This window comes from Micromonospora sp. NPDC047670 (assembly GCF_043204915.1).
GTDB lineage: Bacteria > Actinomycetota > Actinomycetes > Mycobacteriales > Micromonosporaceae > Micromonospora.
On sequence record NZ_JBIDDA010000020.1, the window covers coordinates 60,369 to 82,143 of the forward strand.

Genomic DNA, 21,775 nt, shown 5'->3' on the forward strand with positions numbered 1-21,775 from the left:
GTGCGGGGCCCCCTGTCGACGCCAGGCGTGCACGAGGGCCCTCGCGTGGTTCGGAGCCGTCCGCAGGGCGGGCTAGGCTGACCGCCATGACGGGCAGGCTGGCATCGGTGAACCTCGGCATCGTGACCGAGGCGGAATGGGCGGGCGACGCGAGCGGGCGCAGCGGCATCGACAAGCGGCCGGTGCAGGGCCAGGTGCTGCTGCGCGCGGACGGGGTGGCCGGCGACTTCATCGGCGAGCGCGCCCAGCACGGCGGCCCGGACCAGGCGGTCTACGCGTACGCCGAGGAGGACGCCGGCTGGTGGGCGGCCGAGATCGGTCGCGCCATCCGCGCCGGCGGGTTCGGCGAGAACCTGACCACGTACGCGGTCGACGTGACCGGCGCGGTGATCGGCGAGCAGTGGGCGATCGGGTCGGCGCTGCTCCAGGTGACCAAGCCCCGCACGCCGTGCAGGACGTTCGCCGGCTTCTGGGGCGTGCCGGACCTGATCAAGCGGTTCACGGTGCGGGCGACGCCCGGCGCGTACCTGCGGGTGCTGCGCGAGGGGGAGGTCGGTGCGGGCGACCCGGTCGAGGTGGTGGACCGGCCCGCGCACGGGGTGACGATCGGCGAGGTGTTCCGGGCGTTGAACCTGGAGCCCGACCTGCTGCCCCGGCTGCTCGACGCGCCGGACCTGCCCGAGCCGATCCGGCTGAAGGCGCGCCGCCGGCTCGCCGGCCGGAGCTGAGGCCGGGCGGGAGCTGACGCCGGGCGGGAGCTGACGCCGGGCGGAAGCTGAGGCCGGGCGGGTGAACGGGAACGGGCCCCGTCCCGACAGGGAGGGGGCCCGTTCGACGTCGCGTCGGCGGGAGCCGGGTGACCGGCTCAGCGCAGCCAGGGGATGTTGCGGTCGAGCAGGCCGCGCTGCTTGAGCTCCTTGCGCAGCGGGATCTCGTCGTCGATGTAGCCGTCCCAGTTGATGCCCCAGTAGTTCGCGGTGTGCGTGCCCTCACCGCAGAGCTGGCGCTGCACCGGCGTGCGGTTGGCCCACCACTCGCCGTCCTTGTCGATGTGCAGCTCGTCGAGGGGGCGGATCCACCGGTAGGTGTAGCCGACGAAGAGCATCTTGCGGGTGATGTTCGACAGGTTCGTCGACCGGGAGTGCCACTGGCGGCGGTCGAAGATGAACGCGTCGCCCGGGTTGGCGGTGATCTCCACCGTGCCCTCCGGGTCCGGGTTGTGCACGGAGGTGTCCTCCGGGCGCGGCAGCGAGTTCCACAGGTGGCTGCCCGGGATCACCTTGGTGGCGCCCCGGCCCTTCTCCGACAGGTCGGAGAGGACGTAGGCCACCTTGAGGGAGAACATCGGCCGGGGCAGGTTCGGGTCCATCGTCTCCGGGTCGGAGTTCTGCCGGTACCCGTCCTGGTGCCAACCCCAGTACGGCTTCTCCGGCTCCGCCGCCGGCGGGGTGACGTCCAGGTGGTTGTGGTGGGTGTAGATGTTCCAGCCGGCCAGGCCCCACATGTACGGGAAGGCGATCGGGTGGGTCAGCAGGTCGCCGAAGAGCTCGTCCCGCTCCAGGAAGCCCAGCAGGTGCAGGGTGCCGTCCTTGGTGGTGTTGCCCTTGGCCTTCTCCTCGGCGTAGACGCGGTCGACCGCCGCCTCCAGCGCCGCCCGGTGGTCTTCCGTCAGGACGTTGCGCAGCAGGAGGAAGCCCTGCTCGTGGAACTCCTTGCGGTCGGTGTCACTGATCGGTTCGTAACCGGTCCGGTCGCCGTAGTCGAACACCTCGACGTACCCCTCCCCATGAGGCGAAACCATTGCTGGCACAGGCCGCCGATCGTAACCCGCTGATTCCGGCCTGGGGTACTGCCCCGCGTGATATGCGACCGTGTCCCGACCGTGGGCAGCGGGGCGACTACGATTCGTCGCGCGGGAGGGCGATGATGGGGCTTTCCGCCCGTAATGACGGATTGTGCGGTGACTGCCGGTAAGGAGATCGGGGCGGCTACGCCTCGCCGAAGACCTCGGCCACCACCCGGCCACCGGTGGTCGGCTCGCCGCTCACCCGGTCCCAGGTGCCGTCGCGGGCGGTCCACTCCAGGCCGCCGAAGCGGACCCGCTTCACCCCGTGGTCGTGCGCGTGGGAGACCAGCCAGTGCGCGTACCGCCAGCCGCGGCGCTCGTCGGCGGCGGGGATCGTGAGGCCGGTCAGGTCGGCCGCGCCGGCGGCGGCCAGGCCCCAGTCCAGCGACAGGCCGCGGGTCAGCGCGGTCGCCGCCGCCTCCCCGCGCATCGCCGGGTCGCGGCTCACCGTGCAGGCCACCGCGCCGGTGGCGTGCCCGAGCAGGGCCCGGCTCAGCACCTCGGACTCGTCCGCCCACTTCTGGTACGCCTCGGGGAAGGCGGACCGCTGCACCCTCTGCGCCGCGTCGGTGACGCGCATCCGCTCCCAGCCGCGCACCTTCTTGAGCGCGGCGTAGAACCGGTTCGCCGCGTACCGGGGGTCGCGGATCTCCTGCGAGGTGCCCCAGCCCTGGCTCGGGCGCTGCTGGAACAGCCCCACCGAGTCGCGGTCGCCCCCGGCGAGGTTGCGCAGGCCGGACTCCTGGTACGCGGTGGCCAGAGCCACCACCACGGCCCGCTCGGGCATCTTGCGCTGCACGCCGATCGCCGCGATCGTCGCCGCGTTGGCCATCTGGTCGGCGTCCAGGGCCACCCGGCCGTCCGCCTGCACCGTGCACGTCCGGCTGGACAGCGGCAGGCGCAACTGCCCGCCCACCTGCCGGACGACGATCCAGACTCCGACCACGGCGACGAGGACGAGGACGACGCCGCCCGCCACGACTGCCCGAGTTCGCACCCACACCCCCTGCTCGACAGTCCGACAAGCGTACGTCCCTGATGGGCCCTGCCGGGTCGTCCGACCGGTTCCCGCCGCTCCGCCCCGCGCGGCACCGGCCGCCGGACGGGCGGGGCGCCCGGGTCCGAAGGGCGGTCCCGGGTGAGCCGGCAGGTTCCCTTTTCCCGGGCGGCCCCACCTGTTCCCGCCCGGGCGTCGGCGACCTCGGCCCGCCCCGCTACCTGCCGGCGCCCGTCGTGGTCTCGCCGTCCGCGGCCGGCACCCAGCGTGCCGGCCGCTTCTCCCGGAACGCCAGCACGCCCTCGCGGCCCTCGTCCGAGAGGAAGTACCCGGTCGAGAGGGTGGACAGGCCGGCGATCTCCTCCCGCAGGTCGGCGGCGGGCGGCCGGCGCAGCAGCTGCTTCGCCCCGGCCAGCGCGCCCGGCGCGCCCCGGACCAGCGAGTCGCAGTACCCGGCGACGGCGGCGTCCAGCCCGTCGGCCGGCACCGCGGCGGTGACCAGCCCGATCTCCGCCGCCCGCCGGCCGTCGAAGGTGTCCCCGGTCAGGTAGAGCTCGGCCGCCGCGCGGGGGTGCAGCCGGGGCAGCACGGTCGCGGAGATCACCGCCGGGATCACCCCGATCCGCACCTCGGTGAAGGCGAACGTCGCGTCCTGCGCGCACACCGCCAGGTCGGCCGCCGCGATCAGGCCCAGCCCGCCGGCCCGGGCCGGGCCGGCCACCTTCGCCACCACCGGCTTCGGGCACTCCCAGACCGCCGCGAGCACGTCCCCGAGCATCCCGGCCGGCACCGACCCGCTGGCGTACGCGGCGGCCGTCTCCTTCAGGTCCGCCCCCGAGCAGAAGACCGGCCCGCTGTGGTCCAGCACGACCACGCGGACGGCGTCGTCGGCGACCGCCTCGGCGAGGCCGGCCAGCAGCTGGGTCATCAGCGGCGTGGAGAGCGCGTTGCGGTTGTGCGGGCTGTCCAGGGTGAGGGTGGTCACCCCGCGGGCCGTGGCGGCCCGCACGAGCACGTCGGGAGAGGTCATGCCGGGCACACTAGTGGCCATGCCCGGCGTCCTTCCAGAAGGCGAATCCGTCCCCGTCGACGGGTCGCTGCCCGCCGCCGCCACCCGCACGGTCGGCGCGCGGGGCTTCGGCGTGTACGTGCACGTCCCGTTCTGCGCCAGCCGCTGCGGCTACTGCGACTTCAACACCTACACCGCGGCCGAGCTGGGCGGCGGGGCGAGCCGGGAGGGGTACGCCGACACCGTGCTGGCCGAGCTGGCGCTCGCCGGCCGGGTGCTGGGCGACACCCCGCCGCCGCGGGTCGACACGGTCTTCGTCGGCGGCGGCACCCCCACGCTGCTCCCCGCCGACGACCTGGCCCGGATCCTCGACGGCATCGACCGCACCTGGGGGCTCGCGCCCGACGCCGAGGTGACCACCGAGGCCAACCCGGAGTCGGTCACCCCGCAGTCGCTGCGGGCGCTGCGGGCGGCCGGCTACACCCGGATCTCGCTGGGGATGCAGTCCGCCGCGGCGGGGGTGTTGGCGGTCCTCGACCGCACGCACAGCGCCGGCCGGGCCACCGCCGCCGCCCGGGAGGCCCGCGAGGCCGGGTTCGACCACGTCAACCTCGACCTCATCTACGGCACGCCGGGGGAGAGCGAGGCCGACTTCGCCGCGTCCCTCGACCAGGTCGTCGCCGCGGGCGTGGACCACGTCAGCGCGTACGCCCTGATCGTGGAGGACGGCACCCGGCTCGCCGCCCGGATGCGGCGCGGCGAGCTGCCGTACCCCTCCGACGACGTCGCCGCGGACCGCTACCTCGCGGCGGAGGCCGCCCTCGGCGCGGCCGGTTTCTCCTGGTACGAGGTGTCGAACTGGGCCCGTGGCGAGGCGGCCCGGTGCCGGCACAACCTGCTCTACTGGACCGGCGCCGACTGGTGGGGCCTCGGCCCGGGGGCGCACAGCCACGTCGGCGGCGTGCGCTGGTGGAACGTGAAGCACCCCACGACCTACGCGAGGCGGCTGACCGGCGGCGGGTCGCCCGGCCTGGCCCGGGAGGTGCTCACCGCCGACGAGGCGCACATGGAGGACGTCATGCTCCGGCTGCGGCTCGCCTCGGGGCTGCCGCTGGACGCGCTGGACGACGCAGGCCGGGCCGGCGCCCAGCGGGCGCTCGCCGGCGGCCTGCTGGCCGGCCCCGAGTACGCGGCGGGCCGCGCCGTGCTGACCCTGCGCGGACGGCTGCTCGCCGACGCGGTCGTCCGCGACCTGCTGCCCTGAGCCGGCAGCGGGCCCTCGGGGAGCGTGGCCGGAGCCGGCCGGTGGACCGGCCGGCCCGGCTCACCTGGTGAAGCTGTAGCTCATCGGGTAGCGGTAGAGCACGCCCTCGTTGGCCTTGATCCCGCCGATGATCCCGAAGATCAGCGGCACGAGCCAGATGAGCATCGGGACGAAGAACAGGATTCCGCAGGTGACCAGGGTGAGCACCCAGCTCAGCACGCCCACGATCGCCCAGGTGATCTGGAAGTTCAGCGCCGCCACTGCGTGCGCCCGGGCGGTCGGCGACTGCTGCCCCCGGGTCATCAGCGCGATGAGCGGCGCGACCCAGCCGAGCAGGCCGCCGCCGAAGACCACCCCGGCCGCCCCGCCGAAGTGGGCGATCAGGGCCCAGTTCTTGTCCTCGTTGTTGGCGTAGCCGCCGGTGGGCGCGCCGTAGGCCCCGCCGGTCGGATAGCCGACGCCCGGCTGGGCGTAGCCGCCGGGCGGCGGTTGGCCCCCGGGCGGCGGGTAGCCACCCGGCGGAGGGTAGCCACCGGGCGGCGGGTAGCCACCCGACGGCGGTTGGTCACCGGTGGGCGGGGGATAGCCGCCGGGCGGGGGATAGCCGCCCGGGCCCGGCGCCCCGGACAGTGGTGCGGTGGGGTCGTCGGCGCCGGGCGGGCCGGGAACCCCCGACGGAGCGGTCGGGTCCGGCCGGTCGCCGGGGTCCCCCGCTCCGGGAGGGCGAGGTGGTTCAGTCATGGACGTCACGGTAGGCGCCGCCGGCAAGGACGCACCAGGGCGACACCGGCCGGGTTGTCCGGATGATCGGCCCTGGCGGCGTCGCCACGGCGGCGCGGGTCGGACCGCCGGTCCAAGGTTGATCATCGCGTCGACGGGCACGCCGACGTAGACTGGCACTCGCTACGGACGAGTGCCAGCACCGCCCGGGCCCCTCGGGTGCCGGGCCCGACGCGCGACAGGGAGGTGGGGAGGATGGGTCTCGACGACCGCAAGCTCGCCGTGCTGCGCGCGATCGTCGAGGACTACGTCGCCACGCAGGAGCCCGTCGGCAGCAAGGCGCTGGTCGAGCGGCACCAGCTCGGGGTCTCACCGGCGACCGTCCGCAACGACATGGCCGTGTTGGAGGAGGAGGGCTACATCCGCCAGCCGCACACCAGCGCCGGCCGGGTGCCCACCGACCGCGGCTACCGGCTCTTCGTGGACCGGCTGTCCCGGGTCAAGCCGCTCAGCCCGGCCGAGCGCCGGGCGATCGAGCGCTTCCTGGTCGGCGCCGTCGACCTCGACGACGTGGTGCACCGCACCGTCCGGCTGCTGGCGCAGCTCACCCGGCAGGTCGCCGTCGTGCAGTACCCGTCGCTGGCCCGCTCCTCCGTCCGCCACCTGGAGCTGGTGCCGATCTCCACGACCCGGCTGATGCTGGTCATGATCGCCGACACCGGCCGGGTCGAGCAGCGGCTGGTCGAGCTGCCCGGGCCGATCCCCGCAGACGACGTCACGGACCTGCGCCGGCTGGTCAACGAGAAGCTGGTCGGCACCCGGCTGTCGGAGACCCCGCCGCTGGTGCAGGCGCTGGTCGACGAGTCGGTGCCGCACCTGCGGCCCGCCATGACCACCCTCTCCACGGTGCTGCTCGAGACGCTGATCGAGCGGCACGAGGAGCGGATCGCGCTGGCCGGCACCGCAAACCTCACCCGCGGCGGCCTGCTCGACTTCCAGGGCTCCCTGCGCCCCATCCTGGAGGCGCTGGAGGAGGAGGTCGTGATGCTCAAGCTGATCGGCGAGGCGGAGCCGAGCACGACCCGGGTGCTGATCGGCGACGAGAACGAGATCGACAACCTGCGTGCCGCCTCGGTGGTCAGCACCGGCTACGGCCCGGGCTCGACCAGCGTCGGCGGCCTCGGTGTGCTCGGGCCGACCCGGATGGACTACCCCGGCACCATCGCCACGGTGAGGGCCGTGGCACGCTACGTGGGCGAGCTGCTGGCCCAGAACTGACCAGTCAGGGCCGACGGCCGGCTCCGGCCGACGACCGGCGCAACGCGAGACGAACATGAGGACACGGAACGCAGTGGCCAGGGACTACTACGGCATTCTCGGGGTGAGCCGGGAAGCCTCCGACGACGAGATCAAGCGCGCCTACCGCAAGCTGGCGCGGCAGTTCCACCCGGACGTGAATCCGGATCCGGAGGCCCAGGAGAAGTTCAAGGACATCAACGCCGCGTACGAGGTCCTCTCGGACGACCGGAAACGGCAGATCGTCGACCTGGGTGGCGACCCGCTCGCCCCGGGCGGCGGCGGCGCGGGCGGCCCGGGCGGCCCCGGCGGCGCCGGCCCGTTCGTCGGCTTCCAGGACATCATGGACGCCTTCTTCGGCGGGGCGGCCGGTGGGTCGCGGGGCCCGCGGCCGCGGACCCGGCCGGGCGCCGACGCGATCCTGCGGCTGGAGCTGGACCTGCACGAGACCGCGTTCGGCGTCGAGGCGCCGATCACCGTCGACACCGCGGTGCTCTGCACCACCTGCTCCGGCGCCGGCACGGCGGCCGGCACCCACCTGGCCACCTGCGAGGCGTGTGGCGGCCGGGGCGAGGTGCAGTCTGTGCAGCGCACCTTCCTCGGCCAGGTGGTCTCCGCCCGGCCGTGCACGGTCTGCCAGGGCTACGGCACCACCATCCCGCACCCCTGCCCGACCTGCGCCGGCGACGGCCGGGTCCGCACCCGGCGCTCGCTGACCGTCAAGATCCCCGCCGGCGTCGAGGACGGCATGCGCATCCGGCTGGCCCAGCAGGGCGAGGTCGGCCCGGGCGGGGGCACCGCGGGCGACCTCTACGTGGAGATCCACGAGCGGCCGCACGACGTCTACTCCCGCAAGGGCGACGACCTGCACTGCCGGGTCACCGTGCCGATGACCGCGGCGGCGCTGGGCACGCGGCTGACCATCAAGACGCTGGACAGCGAGGAGACGGTCGACGTCAAGGCCGGCACCCAGCCGGGCAGCACGCTGCGGCTGCGCGCCCGGGGCGTGCCGCACCTGCGCGGCACGGGCCGGGGCGACCTCTACGTCCACCTCGACGTGCGCACCCCGACCAAGCTCGACGCCGACCAGGAGCGCATGCTGCGCGACTTCGCCAAGACCCGGGGCGAGGAGGTCGCCGAGCTGACCAAGCAGGGCGGTTTCTTCTCCCGGATGCGCGACGCCTTCAACGGACACGCCTGACGCTCCCGGCCCGGGTCGCCGCGCGCCGCGGCGACCCGGTCGGCCTCCGTGGCCGCGGCGAGCGGGTGGCCTCCGTGGCCCTCGCCGTCCCGGTGTCCGCCGCCGGCGACTAGCCTGGTCGTCGTGTCCGCGCCGCTGTTCCTGGTCGAGTCGCTGCCCACCGCCGACCGGCTGACCCTCGACGGTCCCGAGGGGCACCACGCCGCCACCGTGCAGCGCCTGCGCGTCGGCGAGGAGCTGCTGCTCGCCGACGGGCGCGGCGGCACGGCCGCCGCCGTGGTCACCGCCGTCGGCCGGGGCACGCTCGATGTGGAGATCACCTCCCGGGGGTACGCGGACGCGTCCGTCCCGCGTCTCGTGGTGGTGCAGGGCATCGCCAAGGGCGACCGGGGCGAGCTGGCCGTGCAGGCGATGACCGAGGTCGGGGTGGACGAGATCGTGCCCTGGGCCGCGGCCCGTTCGGTCACCCAGTGGCGGGGCGACCGGGGCGTACGGGCGCGGGAGAAGTGGGCGGCGACCGCCCGGGAGGCGGCCAAGCAGGCGCGCCGCGCCTGGCTGCCCGTGGTGGCGGGGGCGCCGGACGAGTCGACCGGCCGGGTCGCCCGCCGGATCGCCGGGGCCGCCGCGGCGTTCGTGCTGCACGAGGAGGCGCAGGAGCGGCTGACCACCGCCGAGCTGCCCGCCACGGGCGAGATCGTGCTGGTCGTCGGCCCCGAGGGCGGGATCGCCGACAGCGAGCTGGAAACCTTCCGGGCCGCCGGCGCCCGCGCCGTACGCCTGGGCCCCTCGGTGCTGCGCACCTCGACGGCCGGCGTGGCCGCCCTCTCGGTGCTCGCCACCCGCCTCGCGCGCTGGTGACGCTCAGCTGCGCAGGTAGGAGGCCCCGTTGAGGTCGACGATGGTGCCGGAGGCCCACTCCGCCTCGGGGCTGGCCAGCCAGTGCACGGCGGCGGCGATCTCCTCGGGGCGGGCCACCCGGTCGAAGGGGCTCTGGGCCCGGATCGCGGCGCCCCGCTCCCCGCGCAGGTGTTCGGTGGTCATGTCGGTCTCCACGAAGCCCGGGGCGACCGTGGCGACCGCGATGCCGTACGGGGCGAGGGCCACCGCCAGCGACTGCCCCAGCGCGTTCAGCCCCGCCTTGCTCGCCCCGTACGCCGGCTGGTCCGGCTCGCCCCGGAAGGCGCCCCGGGAGGAGACGTTGACGATCCGGCCGCCCCGCTCGCGCATGTGCTGGGCGGCGCACCAGATGACGTTGCCCGCGCCGGTCAGGTTGGTCTCCACCACCTGCCGCCACTGCCGCCGCCACTGCTCGTAGGAGGCGCCGAAGACCGGGTGCGGGCTGTCCCGTTCGCCGTACACGCCGGCGTTGTTGACCAGCACGTCCAGCCCGCCCAGCAGACCGGCCGCCTCGTCCACCATGGCCCGTACGGCGTCCGGGTCGGTCAGGTCCGCGCGGACCACCACGTGCCCCTCGCCGGGCAGCTCGGCGCGCAGCCGCTCGGCCGCCTCCGCCGAGTCGCGGTGGTGGATCGCCACCCGGTCGCCGCCGGCCGCGAACGCGGTCGCCACCGCCCGCCCGATGCCGCGCGAGGCCCCCGTCACCAGTACCGCCCGTGAAGTCACGCCGGCCATCATGCCCTGTCGGGCACGCCCGCCTTCGGCGAGGGACCCTCCCGCGCGTGGGCGTCGACGAGGCGCCCTTCCTTACACTGCCCCGATGGGAACCGACTGCCTGTTCTGCCGCATCGTCGCCGGGGAGATCCCGGCCACCGTCGTCCGGGAAACCGCCACCACGCTCGCCTTCCGCGACATCGGCCCGAAGGCGCCGGTGCACGTGCTGGTCATCCCGAAGGAGCACTACGCCGACGTGGCGACGCTCGCCCAGGGCGATCCGGGGCTGGCCGGCGAGGTGCTCGCCACGGCCGCCGCGGTGGCCGAGGACGAGGGGCTGCTCGGCGACGGCTTCCGGCTGATGTTCAACACCGGGGCGTACGGCGGCCAGGAGGTGTTCCACGTGCACGCGCACGTGCTCGGCGGTGCGCCGCTCGGCCCGATGCTGGCCCGGAACCTCGCGTGACGGCGGTCCAGGAGCGCCTGTCCCGGCTGGTGCGCACGGTCCAGGCGCAGGCCCGGGTGCCGGCGGTGTCGGCGGCCCTGCACCGGGCCGACCGGCCGCTGTGGACGTGCACGGTCGGCGGCACCGGCAACGACGCCGAGCTGGGGCCGGGCACCCGGTTCCGGATCGGCTCGGTCACCAAGACGTTCACCGCCGTGCTGACCCTGCAGTGCCGCGACGACGGCCTGCTCGACCTCGACGACCCGCTGGGCCGCCACCTGGACCTGCCGGCCCACGGCGAGCTGACCGTGCGTCGGCTGCTGTCGCACACCGCCGGCCTGCAGCGGGAGCCGTACGGCGACGTCTGGGACAGCCTGCGCGCGCCCGACGTCGACGAGCTGGTCGCCGACCTGGCCCGGGCCGAGCGGGTGCTGTCACCGGGCCGCCGTTACCACTACTCCAACCTGGGCATGGCGCTGCTCGGCCGGCTCGTCGGCCACCTGCGGGGCGGCACCTGGGCGGAGGTGCTCGCCGAGCGGGTGCTGACCCCGCTGGGGCTGGCCGACACCTCGGTGACGCCGGGGCCGCACGCCGCGACCGGCTTCCTCGTCGACGCGTACTCCGACGAGGCGCACCCCGAGCCGCCCACCGACTTCGGCGCGGTGGGCCCGGCGGCGCAGCTCTGGAGCACCGCCACCGACATGGCCCGCTGGGCGGCCTTCCTCGCCGACCCGACCGCGCTGGACCCGGCCGGCGCGGTGCTCGCCCCGGCCACCCTGGAGGAGATGCGCTGGCCGGCGACGGTGACCGACGAGACGCTCTGGGCCGGCGGATTCGGGCTGGGGCTGATCCTGGTGCCGCAGGGCAAGCGGATCATGCACGTCGGGCACGACGGGGCGATGCCCGGCTTCCTGGCCGGCGTCTACGGCCGGCGGGGCGTCGAGGGGACGCCCGGCGCGATGGGCGTCGCGGTGCTCGGCTCCTCCGGCACGGCCGCCGAGGTCCTCGACCTGCCGCACCGGCTGCTGGCCGCGGCCGTCGAGCACGACCCGGCCGACGTCGCGCCGTGGCGGCCGGGTCCGCCCGCGCCCGAGGGCGTACGCGGGCTGCTGGGCCGCTGGTGGGGCGAGGGCTTCGAGTACGTCTTCTCGTGGCACGACGGCGCGCTGCGGGCCCGGGGCGCGGACGACCCCGCGGGGAAGCCGCCGGCGGTGTTCGAGCCGCTGGCGGACCAGCCCGACGTCTACCGCACGGTCTCCGGCCGCGAGGTGGGCGAGCTGCTCCGGCTCACCCGGGACGAGCGCGGCGCGGTGGTCCGGATGCACTGGGCCACCTACCGGTTCACCCGCACCCAGGAGACCTTCGACCGGTACGACTTCCGCGCCGGCTCCTGACGGCCGGCGCGACGGGCGGGACGGAGCCGACGCGGCACGTCCCGCCTGTGCCGTCCCGCCCGCCGTGTCCGCTTCGCCGCCGCCCGGTCACGCCGGGTGCGGCGTCCCGCACGCGCGGAAATGGGCGCGGTGCCGCCGCTGTTGAACCGATACGATGGAGGCAACGTCAGCACGCCGTGCCAGCAGGCCCGGCGCCGAGATCGAGAGCAGGTGGCGCAGGGCCCCTCGGCCCGACCTATGACCGGCACCCCACCTCCCGGCCCGCCCCGGGTGCAGACCAGGATCACCGTTCCGGATCCCAAGATCATGGTCAACCTGCTCGGCGCGGGTGACGAGATCCTGCGACTGGTCGAGCGCTCGGTCGACAGCGACGTGCACGTCCGGGGCAACGAGATCACCATCACCGGCGCCCCCGCGGACAACGCCCTCGCCGAGCGGATCTTCAGCGAGCTGCTCGAGCTCATCGAGAAAGGCGAGACCCTGACCACTGACGCCGTCCGGCGTACCGTCGGCATGCTCGAGCAGGGCGGCGCCGAGCGGCCCGCCGAGGTCCTGACGCTCAACATCCTCTCCCGGCGCGGCCGCACCATCCGCCCCAAGACGCTGGGCCAGAAGCGCTACGTCGACGCGATCGACGCGCACACCATCGTCTTCGGCATCGGCCCCGCCGGCACCGGCAAGACCTACCTGGCCATGGCCAAGGCCGTCCAGGCGTTGCAGGCCAAGCAGGTCAACCGGATCATCCTCACCCGGCCGGCGGTCGAGGCGGGGGAGCGGCTCGGCTTCCTGCCCGGCACGCTCAACGAGAAGATCGACCCCTATCTGCGCCCGCTCTACGACGCGCTGCACGACATGCTCGACCCGGACTCCATTCCCAAGCTGATGGCGGCCGGCACGATCGAGGTGGCGCCGCTGGCGTACATGCGGGGGCGTACCCTCAACGACGCGTTCATCATCCTCGACGAGGCACAGAACACCACGCCCGAGCAGATGAAGATGTTCCTCACCCGGCTCGGCTTCAACTCCAAGATCGTCGTCACCGGTGACGTCACCCAGGTGGACCTTCCCGGCGGGACGACCAGCGGCCTGCGGGTGGTCCGGGAGATCCTGGAGAACGTCGAGGACGTTCACTTCGCCCAGCTCTCCAGCTCCGACGTGGTGCGGCACCGACTGGTCGGGGAGATCGTCGACGCGTACGCCCGCTGGGACGCCGAGCGGGAGAACCAGCAGGCGCAGAGCGTGCACGCCGTGCCCGGGCGGTCCGCCCAGGGCGGCCGGGCCGGCCGGCGCCGCTAGACCACCGAGGGAAGACTGTTGTCCATCGAGATCGCCAACGAGTCCGGCGTCGCCGTCGACACCGACGCCGTGCTCGCCGTCGCCCGGCACGCCCTCGACGAGATGGGGGTCAACCCCCTCGCCGAGCTGTCCGTGCTGCTGGTCGACATCGACTACATGACCGAGCTCAACCACCGGTGGATGGGCGGCGACGGCCCGACCGACGTGCTCGCCTTCCCCATGGACGAGGGCAGCGTCGACCACGGGCCGGGCGAGAGCACCGCCGCCGGCGGCGAGCCGGCGCTGCTCGGCGACATCGTGCTCTGCCCCGAGGTGGCGGCCAAGCAGGCGGCGACCGCCGGTCACGCCGCCGCCGACGAGCTGCACCTGCTCACCGTGCACGGCGTGTTGCACCTGCTCGGCTACGACCACGCCGAGCCGGAGGAGGAGCGGGAGATGTTCGCGCTCCAGGCCCGACTGCTGGCGAGCTGGCGGTCGACCCGGTCCCGGTGATGGTCACCCCGACACTGGCGGCCGGCGCCACCGGCCTGCCCGACCTGCAACTGCTGGTCTCCGCGGCCGGCCTGGTGGTGCTGGCCGGCCTGATCGCGATGACCGAGGCGGCCCTCGCCGCGGTCTCGCCCGCCCGCGCCGCCGAGCTGGCCCGCGACGGCGTGCGGGGCGCCCGGACGCTCCAGGCCGTCGCCGGGGACGTGGTCCGCCACCTCAACCTGTTGCTGCTGCTGCGGCTGCTCGCCGAGCTGACCGCCACCACCCTGGTCGCGCTCGTCGCGGTGGACACCTTCGGCGCGGGCTGGCGGGCGGCGCTGGTCACCGCCGGCGCGATGACCGTGATCAGCTTCGTGGTGGTCGGGGTCGGGCCGCGCACCATCGGCCGGCAGCACGCGTACGTGGTCGGGCGGTCCGTCGCGCCGCTCGTGCGCTGGCTGGGCCGGGCGCTCAACCCCCTCGCCTCGCTGCTGATCCTGATCGGCAACGCGGTCACCCCGGGCCGTGGCTTCCGGGAGGGGCCGTTCGCCACCCAGGTGGAGCTGCGCGAGCTGGTCGACCTGGCCGAGCAGCGCGGCGTCGTGGAGCACGGCGAACGCCAGATGATCCACTCGGTCTTCGCGCTCGGCGACACGATCGCCCGCGAGGTGATGGTGCCGCGCACCGAGATGGTGTGGATAGAGGAGCGCAAGACCCTCTCCCAGGCGCTGGCGCTGTTCCTGCGTTCCGGGTTCTCCCGGATCCCGGTGATCGGCGAGAGCGTCGACGACGTGCTCGGCGTCCTCTACCTCAAGGACCTGATCCGGCGCACCCAGGGCGGCGCGCCGGAGGACGGCCGGCTCCCCGTCGCCGAGCTGATGCGCCCGGCCACCTTCGTGCCGGAGTCGAAGCCGGTCGACGACCTGCTCTCGGAGATGCAGGCCGCCCGCAACCACCTGGTCATCGTCGTCGACGAGTACGGCGGCACCGGCGGGCTGGTCACCATCGAGGACATCCTGGAGGAGATCGTCGGCGAGATCACCGACGAGTACGATGTCGAGCGGCCGCCGGTCGAGCACCTCGACGACGGGGCGGTGCGGGTCACCGCACGGCTCCCGGTGGAGGATCTGGGCGAGCTGTTCGACACCGAGCTGCCCACCGACGAGGTGGAGACCGTCGGCGGCCTGCTCGCCCAGTCCCTGGGCCGCGTCCCGATCCCCGGGGCGCAGGTCGAGGTCGCCGGGCTCCGGCTGATCGCCGAGGGCACCACCGGCCGACGCAACCGGATCGACACCGTGCTGGTGAGCCGGGTGGAGTCGACCGACACGCAGGACGGCCCGGGCCGCGGCGAACACGCCGAGCCCCGGGGCGACACGAACCGATCCGAGGAGAGGCAACCCGCCGATGCCTGAGTCACCCGCCGTGCCGGCCGCCCGGCCCACCCCGTCCGAACCGGTCGAACTGAGCGCCGAGGACGGCAAGCTGGTCGTCCTGGCCCGGGGCGCCCGGGGCCGGGTGGGCGCCGTGGAGGGCGCGGCGGTGCGCGACCAGGACGGGCGGACGTACGCCGCGGCCAGCGTCTCCCTGCCCTCGCTGACGATCACCGCGCTCCAGCTCGCGGTGGCGTCGGCGGCGGCGGCCGGCGCGAGCCGGCTGGAGGCCGCCGTGGTGGTGACCGAGGCGTCGACGCTGGACGGCGCCGGGCACGCGGCGGTGCGGGACCTCGCCGCCGACGCGCCGATCCACGTGGCCGCGCCGGACGGCACCGTCCTCGGCACGGTGGTCGAGTGACCGGCCGGCCGGAGGCGCGTTCCGGCGAGCGGGGCGGCGGCGTGGGCGCCCCGCAGCAGCGCCCGTACCGGGCGGGTTTCGCCTGTTTCGTCGGACGTCCGAACGCCGGGAAGTCGACGCTGACGAACGCGATCGTCGGGCAGAAGATCGCCATCACCTCGAACAAGCCGCAGACCACCCGGCACATCATCCGGGCCGTCCTGCACCGCCCGGACTCCCAGCTCGTGCTGGTCGACACCCCGGGCCTGCACCGCCCCCGCACGCTGCTCGGCGAGCGCCTCAACGACCTGGTCCGGCAGACCTGGAGCGAGGTCGACGTGATCGGCCTGTGCGTCCCGGCGGACGAGCCGATCGGGCGCGGCGACCGGTTCATCACCGGCGAGCTGGCCGAACTGAAGGCCACCGTGCTGGCGGTGGTCACCAAGACCGACCTGGTGGACCGCAAGCGGCTGGCCGAGCAGTTGCTCGCGGTCAGCGAGATGGGCGAGTTCGCCGAGGTGGTGCCGGTCAGCGCGGTCTCCGGGCACCAGGTCGACACGCTGGTCGAGGTGATGACCCGCTACCTGCCCGAGTCGCCGCAGCTCTACCCGGACGACATGCTCACCGACGACCCGGAGCAGGTGCTGGTCGCCGAGCTGATCCGCGAGGCCGCCCTGGAGGGCGTCCGCGACGAGTTGCCGCACTCCATCGCGGTGGTCGTCGAGGAGATGATCCCCGAGGGCAAGCTCATGAAGATCTACGCCGACGTGTACGTCGAGCGGCCCAGCCAGAAGGCCATCGTCATCGGCCACCGGGCCAGCCGGCTCAAGGAGGTCGGCACGACCGCGCGGCGGCAGATCGAGGAGCTGCTCGGCACCCGGGTCTACCTGGACCTGCACGTGCGGGTGGCGAAGGACTGGCAGCGGGACCCGAAGCAGCTGCGCAAGCTGGGCTTCTGACCGGCGCCGGGCCGGGGTGCGCCCCCGGCCCGGTGGCCGGGCGTGATCGGTGTCGGTCGGCCGGGTGGAGGATCTCACGTTTCCGTGGGGTGCCGGCCGTTTGCCGGGGTCGCTCCGGAGGGTAGGGGAGGACCAGCCCCGTGCCCCCGGACATAGATGCAGGCTGATGCGAAACCGATACCTTGACCTGCTCCGTTTTCTGGCCATCGTTCGAGTCGTCGTCTACCACGTCACCGGATGGGCCACCCTGACCCTCGTCTTCCCGGCCATGTCGGTGATGTTCGCGCTGGCCGGCTCGCTGATGGCCGCCTCGCTGCACCGCTGGGGACCGGGCGCGGTCGTACGCCGGCTGCGGCGCCTGCTGCCGTCGCTCTGGGTGGTCGCCGTGGTCTTCGTACCCGCCATGCTGCTCACCGGGCTGCCGCTGAGCCCGAAGGTGCTGCTCTGGCTCTTCCCCGTCGCCGACCCGCCGGCCAACGGGTGGGGCGCGATCGCGCTCAGCGTGATCTGGTACCTGCGCGACTACCTCTGGTTCGTGCTGGCCTCCCCGGCCGCCCTCTGGCTGTTCCGGCGCGCCCCGGTGCCCACCCTGGTCGCCCCGTACGCCCTGCTCGCCGCGGCCGAGCTGGGCCTGCTGCCGGCGCTGCCGGTGGCGCTGCACCACTTCGGGCTCTACTTCGGCGCGTGGCTGCTCGGCTTCGCCCACCAGGCCGGCATGCTGCGCCGGCTGGCCACCCGGGTGCTGGTGCCGGTCGCGCTCGCCCTCGCCGCCGCCGGGGGCGCCTGGATCGTCACCCACCCCGGCCCCCGCGGGTACGACCTGAACGACAACCCCCTGGGCAACGCCCTCTGGTCGGCGGCCTTCGTCCTCGTCCTGCTCGGCCGGGCCCCGGCGGGCGCGTCCTGGGTGGACCGCAACGCCTTGTGCGGCCGGGTGGTGACCGTGTTCAACCGGCGGGCGCTCACGGTCTACCTGTGGCACATGCCGTTCGTGGTGGCGCTCACCCCGCTGGTGGACGTGGTGGGCTGGTCCCACCAGGACCCGGTCGGCCTGGCGGTCCGGGTGGCCCTGGTCTTCGCGCTGGTCGCGGCGGTGACCGCCCTGGTCGGCTGGGTGGAGGACGTGGCGGCCCGCCGGCGGCCTGAGCTGGTTCCCGGCGGCTCCCGCCCCGCCCTCACCGGCGGTCGCCCGCCGGCCCGCCCCGCTCCGTCGGACCATGCCCCCACCGCCGCGTCCCGCGCCGGCCGGGGCGCGGGTGGCACGGTGGCCGCCCGCCGGACCGGGGGCGGCTCCGTCATCGCCCCCGGCGGCCCGGCCACGGGGCGGGCCAGCGTGCCGTCGCCGCGCGCGGCCCGCGAGCTGGAGACCGTCGAGATCAGCGCTGGGTGATCGTCTGGTCGCCGCCGTCGGTGGAGATGTCGAGCACCAGCGGAGCGGTCGGATCGTGGCTCACACCCAGCGAGGTCTCGCCGCCACCGGCCTGGGAACGGACCTGGTACCGGCCCGCGGGCACGACGAGCGAGACGTCCCCGCTGGAGGTGTGCGTACGCGCCGAGGCGGGCTTGGCCAGGTCGACCGTGATGTTCCCGGAGCCCGCCTCGGCGTCCACGCCGGCGCCCAGCCGCCGCCCGGTGATGTCGCCGGAGCCGGCCTGCAGGGTGACGGCGGCCGGGGCGTCGTCCACCTCGATGTTGCCGGAGCCGGTCTTGATGGTGACGGGCCCGTTGGCGCCGGCCACCGTGACGTCGCCCGAGCCGGTCTCGGCCTGGACCGGGCCGTCGGCGCCGCTCACCCGGATGTTGCCCGAGCCGAGCTTCATCTCCACCGCACCGACCTTGCTCAGGTCGACGTCGCCGGAGCCGGTCTCGCCCTTCACGCTCACCCCCTCCGGGGCGGTGACGTCGTAGGAGACGCTGCAGTCGTTGCCGCAGTCGGTGTCCAGCACCAGCTCGGCGCCCTTGATCTCGTACGTCGCCTCGCGCTGGCCGCCGTGGTAGCGCACCACCCGCTTGATCCGCACCTCGCCCGGCGCACCGATGGCGCGGACGGTGATGTCGCCGGCCCCCGGGAGCACGCGGACGGTGCTGATCCGGGCCGCCTCGGTGTTGTCGTAGTCCAGCCGGCGCGAGGCCAGGTTGTCGCACCCGGCGGAGACGATCAGGGTGGCGGCCACGGCGAGCGTGGCGACGGTGCGGTGCAGAGGCATGCGAGCACGCTACGAGGCAGGGCGAGCGCCGCGCATCGGGGTTGTTCGCGCGTCCACCCCGAGCCGACCCTGATTTCGCACCCCGAGGGAGAATGGTCCGATGCCCGGGTACCGCCGACAGCTCTACCGCGACGACGCGGTGGTCCTGCGCGTGCAGAAGCTCGGCGAGTCCGACCGGATCATCACCCTGCTCACCCGCCGGCACGGCCGGCTGCGGGCGGTGGCCCGAGGGATCCGCCGCACGACCAGCAAGTTCGGCGCCCGGCTGGAGCCGTTCGGGCACGTCGACGTCCAGCTCGCCGGCGACCCGAAGGGCAACCAGGGCAGCTCCCTGCACACCGTCAGTCAGGTCGAGGGCATCGGCCTCTACGGCAAGCGGTTCCTCGGCGACTACCCCCGCTACACCGCCGCCAGCGCGATCGCCGAGACCGCCGAACGGCTCACCCCCGTCGAGCGGGAGCCGTCGCTGCGGCTGTTCCAGCTCACCCTGGGCGCGCTGCGGGCGCTCGCCGAGGGCAGCCACGACACCACGCTGGTGCTCGACGCGTACCTGCTGCGCGGGATGGCCCTCGCGGGCTGGGCGCCGGCGCTGACCGCCTGCGCCGTCTGCGGGACGCCCGGGCGGCACCGGGCGTTCTCCGTGCCGGCCGGGGGTGCGGTCTGCCCGGACTGCCGGCCGCCCGGCGCGGCCCGCCCCGCCCCGGCCACCATCGACCTGATGTCCGCGTTGACCACCGGCGACTGGCGGATCGCCGACGCCACCGAGACCGGCGTACGCCGGGAGTGCAGCGGCCTCGTCGCGGCGCACCTGCAATGGCACCTGGAACGCGCGCTACGCTCGCTGCCGCTGGTCGACCGGGGTGCCCCGACGGCCGGCCCGGTCCCGCCGCCGCGTGGCGTCGGGTCGGGAGCGGATGGCGTGAGCAGGGAGAGAACCGAGTGATCCGATCGATGAGGGCCGGCCGGCGCGAGCCGGTGCCGCCGACGCCGCACCCGTCGGGCGCCCGGCCGCCGGCGCTGCCCGCCGAGGCGCTGCCGCGGCACGTCGCCGTGGTGATGGACGGCAACGGCCGGTGGGCCAAGGAGCGCGGGCTGCCCCGCACCAAGGGCCACGAGGCGGGGGAGTTCTCCCTGTTCGACACCATCGAGGGCGCCATCGAGCTGGGCATCCCCTACCTGTCGGCGTACGCCTTCTCCACGGAGAACTGGCGGCGCTCGCCGGAGGAGGTCCGGTTCCTGATGGGCTTCAACCGGGACGTCATCCGCCGCCGCCGCGACCAGCTGGTCGACCTGGGGGTGCGGGTGGTCTGGTCCGGCCGGGCCGGCCGGCTCTGGAAGAGCGTCATCTCCGAGCTGCAGACGGCGGAGGAGATGTCCCGGGGCAACTCGACGCTGACCCTGCAGTTCTGCGTCAACTATGGCGGGCAGGCCGAGATCGCCGACGCCGCCGCCGCGATCGCCCGGGACGCGGCCGCGGGCCGGCTCGACCCGGCCAAGGTGACCGAGAAGACGGTGGCGAAGTACCTCTACCACCCCGAGGTCCCCGAGGTGGACCTGTTCCTGCGCCCATCGGGGGAGCAGCGGATCTCCAACTACCTGCTCTGGCAGACCGCGTACGCCGAGCTGGTGTTCCTCGACACGCTGTGGCCCGACTTCGACCGTCGGCACCTCTGGTACGCCTGCGAGCTGTACGCCCAGCGGGACCGCCGCTTCGGCGGGGCGCTGCCCAACCCGGTCGCGCCGCCCGCCTGAGGCTTACCGCCCCTTCGCGCGGGGTACCACCTCGGTCAGCAGCCACTGACGGAGGTGAACCCGCATGATCCAGAAGCGTATTGCGCAGTGGGCGATGATGGCGGTCGCGGTGCCGCTGGCGGCGGCCGGCGCGCGTAAGCTCAGCCACACGCTGGAGGCCCGCCGCGGTCCGTCCGGGGTGAGTCGCCTGCTCACCAAGGGTGCCGACATGCTCCGCCCGCAGAAGGCGAAGCGCCGCCGCTTCTTCTGACCTCGCCGGTCAGCGTCGCCCCGCGCGGCGCTGACCGCCCACCCCACCACCCGACCCGCTCCGGGCGCCCCGACCGTCTGGCGACCACGCCGCCGTGCCGCCCCGCGACCGCGCCCCGCACCGGGGCGATCCGCCCACCAGCGGCGCGTGGTCGACCGCTGGGCCGGGTTCGAGGTTTCGGGGTGGGTACGGGAGCGGGGTGCCTAGGATCGGGGAGTGGGGCGGGTGCCCCGGGCCGCGTCGAGCCTCGGGGGTGGGGATGCGGGAACTCCGGTACAAGATGATCATGGCGCTGAACGCCGCCGACCTCGGTGATCCGATCTGCGAACAGGCGGCCGAGATCTGCGCCGAGATCGCCGAGCAGCACTGCCACGAGCTCGGCCACGCGCCGCGGCTGCGCTCCGGCGAGATCGGTGAGCTGGCCACGGGCGAGCCGGCCCTCACCTGGGCGCCCACCGACACCGGGCAGCGTGCCTGGTGACGGCCCCCGCGCCGGCCGTCGACGTCCGGCGGGCCGACGACCGCTTCGCCACCCGGATCTCCTGGCTGGACTCGAAGCACTCGTTCTCGTTCTCCCGGCACTACGACCCGGCGAACACCCACCACGGTCTGCTGCTGGTCAACAACGACGACGTGGTCCGGCCGGGCGCCGGCTTCGAGACCCACCCGCACCAGGACATGGAGATCGTCACCTGGGTCCTGCGGGGATCGCTGGTGCACCAGGACTCCACCGGCCACTCGGGCGTGATCTATCCGGGGCTGGCGCAGCGGATGAGTGCCGGCACCGGCATCCTGCACTCCGAGAAGAACGACTCCTGGCGGCTCGACGGCCGCGACCCGCACACCGACCCGGTGCACTTCGTGCAGATGTGGGTGCTGCCGGACGAGCAGGGCGTCGATCCCGGCTACGAGCAGCTCGAGATCGACGACCGGTTCCTGCGCGGCGACCTGGTGCCCGTGGCCTCCGGGATGGACCGCTACGACGGCGCCTCGGCGATCCGGATCCGCAACCGCCTCGCCGCCCTGCACGCCGCCCGGCTCGATCCCGGTGACACGGTGGACCTGCCGGACGCGCCCTTCGTCCACCTGTACGTGCCGACCGGTGCGGTCACCCTGGAGGGCAGCGGCCTGCTCGGCACCGGCGACGCCGCCCGGCTCACCATGACGGGCGGGCGACGCGTCACGGCCACCGAGCCGGCCGAGATCCTGGTCTGGGAGATGCACGCGACCCTCGCCTGAGCCTCCCCGCGGTCGCCGGCTCCCCGTGGTCTTGCGGTTCGGCCCGCGTCA

The 21,775-nt window shown here is 74.4% G+C and carries 24 protein-coding genes; 18 read left to right on the forward strand and 6 right to left on the reverse strand.

Features of this window, described 5'->3' with window-relative positions; all coding sequences use genetic code 11:
- Nucleotides 1-86 precede the first annotated feature (86 nt).
- The gene (locus ACGF7U_RS29535) at nucleotides 87-728 is read left to right on the forward strand and encodes an MOSC domain-containing protein (protein WP_393112227.1); all 642 of its coding nucleotides are present in this window, start codon (nucleotides 87-89) and stop codon (nucleotides 726-728) included.
- A gap of 137 nt (nucleotides 729-865) precedes the next feature.
- Here the strand turns inward: ACGF7U_RS29535 and ACGF7U_RS29540 are convergent, their stop codons facing one another.
- From ACGF7U_RS29540 to ACGF7U_RS29550, 3 genes are all read right to left on the reverse strand, one after another.
- Entirely contained in the window at nucleotides 866-1,801 is a 936-nt protein-coding gene (locus ACGF7U_RS29540) for a phytanoyl-CoA dioxygenase family protein (RefSeq protein WP_393112229.1), read from the reverse strand.
- Nucleotides 1,802-1,988: 187 nt separating this feature from the next.
- Nucleotides 1,989-2,849: a hypothetical protein gene (locus tag ACGF7U_RS29545; RefSeq protein ID WP_393112231.1), complete on the reverse strand. Its 861-nt coding sequence runs from the start codon at nucleotides 2,847-2,849 to the stop codon at nucleotides 1,989-1,991.
- Nucleotides 2,850-3,060: 211 nt separating this feature from the next.
- Nucleotides 3,061-3,873 carry an enoyl-CoA hydratase-related protein gene (locus ACGF7U_RS29550; protein ID WP_393112233.1) on the reverse strand — a complete coding sequence of 271 codons (813 nt, stop codon included), beginning with the start codon at nucleotides 3,871-3,873 and terminating at the stop codon, nucleotides 3,061-3,063.
- 19 nt (nucleotides 3,874-3,892) lie between these two features.
- Between ACGF7U_RS29550 and hemW the strand changes: the two genes are divergently transcribed.
- Nucleotides 3,893-5,116, forward strand: a complete 1,224-nt coding sequence (gene hemW, locus ACGF7U_RS29555) for a radical SAM family heme chaperone HemW (protein ID WP_393112235.1) — start codon at nucleotides 3,893-3,895, stop codon at nucleotides 5,114-5,116.
- A gap of 60 nt (nucleotides 5,117-5,176) precedes the next feature.
- On the opposite strand, the gene ACGF7U_RS29560 is transcribed toward hemW, so the two are convergent.
- Nucleotides 5,177-5,857 (reverse strand): DUF4870 domain-containing protein, encoded by a 681-nt coding sequence (locus ACGF7U_RS29560; RefSeq protein WP_393112237.1) that lies wholly within the window; start codon nucleotides 5,855-5,857, stop codon nucleotides 5,177-5,179.
- Between the two features lie 234 nt (nucleotides 5,858-6,091).
- Here ACGF7U_RS29560 and hrcA point away from each other — a divergent pair, with 234 nt between their 5' ends.
- The 3 genes from hrcA to ACGF7U_RS29575 all read left to right on the forward strand — a co-directional run bounded on the left by hrcA (nucleotide 6,092) and on the right by ACGF7U_RS29575 (nucleotide 9,191).
- On the forward strand, nucleotides 6,092-7,114 hold the full coding sequence (gene hrcA, locus ACGF7U_RS29565) for a heat-inducible transcriptional repressor HrcA (protein ID WP_393112239.1): 1,023 nt from the start codon (nucleotides 6,092-6,094) through the stop codon (nucleotides 7,112-7,114).
- Nucleotides 7,115-7,187: 73 nt separating this feature from the next.
- Complete coding sequence (dnaJ, locus tag ACGF7U_RS29570) at nucleotides 7,188-8,333, forward strand: molecular chaperone DnaJ (RefSeq protein WP_393112322.1); 1,146 nt, start codon at nucleotides 7,188-7,190, stop codon at nucleotides 8,331-8,333.
- Between the two features lie 123 nt (nucleotides 8,334-8,456).
- Complete coding sequence (locus ACGF7U_RS29575) at nucleotides 8,457-9,191, forward strand: 16S rRNA (uracil(1498)-N(3))-methyltransferase (protein ID WP_393112241.1); 735 nt, start codon at nucleotides 8,457-8,459, stop codon at nucleotides 9,189-9,191.
- Between the two features lie 3 nt (nucleotides 9,192-9,194).
- Here the strand turns inward: ACGF7U_RS29575 and ACGF7U_RS29580 are convergent, their stop codons facing one another.
- Nucleotides 9,195-9,956, reverse strand: a complete 762-nt coding sequence (locus ACGF7U_RS29580) for an SDR family NAD(P)-dependent oxidoreductase (RefSeq protein ID WP_393112243.1) — start codon at nucleotides 9,954-9,956, stop codon at nucleotides 9,195-9,197.
- Nucleotides 9,957-10,050: 94 nt separating this feature from the next.
- On the opposite strand from ACGF7U_RS29580, the gene ACGF7U_RS29585 reads away from it, so the two are divergent.
- The 8 genes from ACGF7U_RS29585 (at nucleotide 10,051) to ACGF7U_RS29620 (ending at nucleotide 17,666) form a co-directional block, all read left to right on the forward strand.
- Complete coding sequence (locus ACGF7U_RS29585; protein WP_393112245.1) at nucleotides 10,051-10,410, forward strand: histidine triad nucleotide-binding protein; 360 nt, start codon at nucleotides 10,051-10,053, stop codon at nucleotides 10,408-10,410.
- Nucleotides 10,407-11,783 carry a serine hydrolase domain-containing protein gene (locus ACGF7U_RS29590; RefSeq protein WP_393112247.1) on the forward strand — a complete coding sequence of 459 codons (1,377 nt, stop codon included), beginning with the start codon at nucleotides 10,407-10,409 and terminating at the stop codon, nucleotides 11,781-11,783. The genes ACGF7U_RS29585 and ACGF7U_RS29590 overlap by 4 nt, the downstream gene beginning before the upstream one ends.
- A gap of 237 nt (nucleotides 11,784-12,020) precedes the next feature.
- On the forward strand, nucleotides 12,021-13,079 hold the full coding sequence (locus tag ACGF7U_RS29595; protein WP_393112249.1) for a PhoH family protein: 1,059 nt from the start codon (nucleotides 12,021-12,023) through the stop codon (nucleotides 13,077-13,079).
- Nucleotides 13,080-13,097: 18 nt separating this feature from the next.
- Entirely contained in the window at nucleotides 13,098-13,571 is a 474-nt protein-coding gene (gene ybeY / locus ACGF7U_RS29600; RefSeq protein ID WP_393112251.1) for an rRNA maturation RNase YbeY, read from the forward strand.
- A complete protein-coding gene (locus ACGF7U_RS29605; protein WP_393112324.1) occupies nucleotides 13,547-14,959 on the forward strand; it encodes a hemolysin family protein in 1,413 nt (470 codons plus the stop codon). Before ybeY ends, ACGF7U_RS29605 begins: the two co-directional genes overlap by 25 nt.
- The gene (locus ACGF7U_RS29610; RefSeq protein ID WP_091104082.1) at nucleotides 14,952-15,338 is read left to right on the forward strand and encodes a cytidine deaminase; all 387 of its coding nucleotides are present in this window, start codon (nucleotides 14,952-14,954) and stop codon (nucleotides 15,336-15,338) included. Before ACGF7U_RS29605 ends, ACGF7U_RS29610 begins: the two co-directional genes overlap by 8 nt.
- A 41-nt stretch (nucleotides 15,339-15,379) precedes the next feature.
- The gene (era, locus tag ACGF7U_RS29615) at nucleotides 15,380-16,276 is read left to right on the forward strand and encodes a GTPase Era (protein WP_393112326.1); all 897 of its coding nucleotides are present in this window, start codon (nucleotides 15,380-15,382) and stop codon (nucleotides 16,274-16,276) included.
- Nucleotides 16,277-16,442: 166 nt separating this feature from the next.
- Entirely contained in the window at nucleotides 16,443-17,666 is a 1,224-nt protein-coding gene (locus tag ACGF7U_RS29620) for an acyltransferase family protein (RefSeq protein ID WP_393112254.1), read from the forward strand.
- Here ACGF7U_RS29620 and ACGF7U_RS29625 read toward each other — a convergent pair.
- Nucleotides 17,653-18,483 (reverse strand): DUF4097 domain-containing protein, encoded by an 831-nt coding sequence (locus tag ACGF7U_RS29625; protein WP_393112256.1) that lies wholly within the window; start codon nucleotides 18,481-18,483, stop codon nucleotides 17,653-17,655. The genes ACGF7U_RS29620 and ACGF7U_RS29625 overlap by 14 nt on opposite strands.
- Nucleotides 18,484-18,583: 100 nt before the next feature.
- Between ACGF7U_RS29625 and recO the strand changes: the two genes are divergently transcribed.
- From recO to ACGF7U_RS29650, 5 genes are all read left to right on the forward strand, one after another.
- The gene (recO, locus tag ACGF7U_RS29630) at nucleotides 18,584-19,426 is read left to right on the forward strand and encodes a DNA repair protein RecO (RefSeq protein WP_393112258.1); all 843 of its coding nucleotides are present in this window, start codon (nucleotides 18,584-18,586) and stop codon (nucleotides 19,424-19,426) included.
- 8 nt (nucleotides 19,427-19,434) lie between these two features.
- Entirely contained in the window at nucleotides 19,435-20,235 is an 801-nt protein-coding gene (locus tag ACGF7U_RS29635) for an isoprenyl transferase (protein WP_393112328.1), read from the forward strand.
- A gap of 64 nt (nucleotides 20,236-20,299) precedes the next feature.
- Entirely contained in the window at nucleotides 20,300-20,485 is a 186-nt protein-coding gene (locus tag ACGF7U_RS29640) for a hypothetical protein (RefSeq protein ID WP_393112260.1), read from the forward strand.
- Between the two features lie 259 nt (nucleotides 20,486-20,744).
- Nucleotides 20,745-20,966, forward strand: coding sequence for a thioredoxin reductase (locus ACGF7U_RS29645; protein WP_393112262.1), 222 nt, complete (start codon nucleotides 20,745-20,747; stop codon nucleotides 20,964-20,966).
- Nucleotides 20,963-21,724, forward strand: a complete 762-nt coding sequence (locus ACGF7U_RS29650) for a pirin family protein (RefSeq protein WP_393112264.1) — start codon at nucleotides 20,963-20,965, stop codon at nucleotides 21,722-21,724. The genes ACGF7U_RS29645 and ACGF7U_RS29650 overlap by 4 nt, the downstream gene beginning before the upstream one ends.
- The last annotated feature ends 51 nt before the right edge of the window (nucleotides 21,725-21,775 follow it).

Coding starts and splice junctions, on each gene's coding strand:
- ACGF7U_RS29560 (WP_393112237.1), bottom strand. CDS start 5,857: ATGACTGAACCACCTCGCCCTCCCGGAGCGGGGGACCCCGGCGACCGG.
- ACGF7U_RS29535 (WP_393112227.1), top strand. CDS start 87: ATGACGGGCAGGCTGGCATCGGTGAACCTCGGCATCGTGACCGAGGCG.
- ACGF7U_RS29595 (WP_393112249.1), top strand. CDS start 12,021: ATGACCGGCACCCCACCTCCCGGCCCGCCCCGGGTGCAGACCAGGATC.
- ACGF7U_RS29640 (WP_393112260.1), top strand. CDS start 20,300: ATGATCCAGAAGCGTATTGCGCAGTGGGCGATGATGGCGGTCGCGGTG.
- ACGF7U_RS29610 (WP_091104082.1), top strand. CDS start 14,952: ATGCCTGAGTCACCCGCCGTGCCGGCCGCCCGGCCCACCCCGTCCGAA.
- ACGF7U_RS29625 (WP_393112256.1), bottom strand. CDS start 18,483: ATGCCTCTGCACCGCACCGTCGCCACGCTCGCCGTGGCCGCCACCCTG.
- ACGF7U_RS29620 (WP_393112254.1), top strand. CDS start 16,443: ATGCGAAACCGATACCTTGACCTGCTCCGTTTTCTGGCCATCGTTCGA.
- hrcA (WP_393112239.1), top strand. CDS start 6,092: ATGGGTCTCGACGACCGCAAGCTCGCCGTGCTGCGCGCGATCGTCGAG.
- hemW (WP_393112235.1), top strand. CDS start 3,893: ATGCCCGGCGTCCTTCCAGAAGGCGAATCCGTCCCCGTCGACGGGTCG.
- ACGF7U_RS29550 (WP_393112233.1), bottom strand. CDS start 3,873: ATGACCTCTCCCGACGTGCTCGTGCGGGCCGCCACGGCCCGCGGGGTG.
- recO (WP_393112258.1), top strand. CDS start 18,584: ATGCCCGGGTACCGCCGACAGCTCTACCGCGACGACGCGGTGGTCCTG.
- ACGF7U_RS29645 (WP_393112262.1), top strand. CDS start 20,745: ATGCGGGAACTCCGGTACAAGATGATCATGGCGCTGAACGCCGCCGAC.
- ACGF7U_RS29540 (WP_393112229.1), bottom strand. CDS start 1,801: ATGGTTTCGCCTCATGGGGAGGGGTACGTCGAGGTGTTCGACTACGGC.
- ACGF7U_RS29635 (WP_393112328.1), top strand. CDS start 19,435: ATGAGGGCCGGCCGGCGCGAGCCGGTGCCGCCGACGCCGCACCCGTCG.
- ACGF7U_RS29585 (WP_393112245.1), top strand. CDS start 10,051: ATGGGAACCGACTGCCTGTTCTGCCGCATCGTCGCCGGGGAGATCCCG.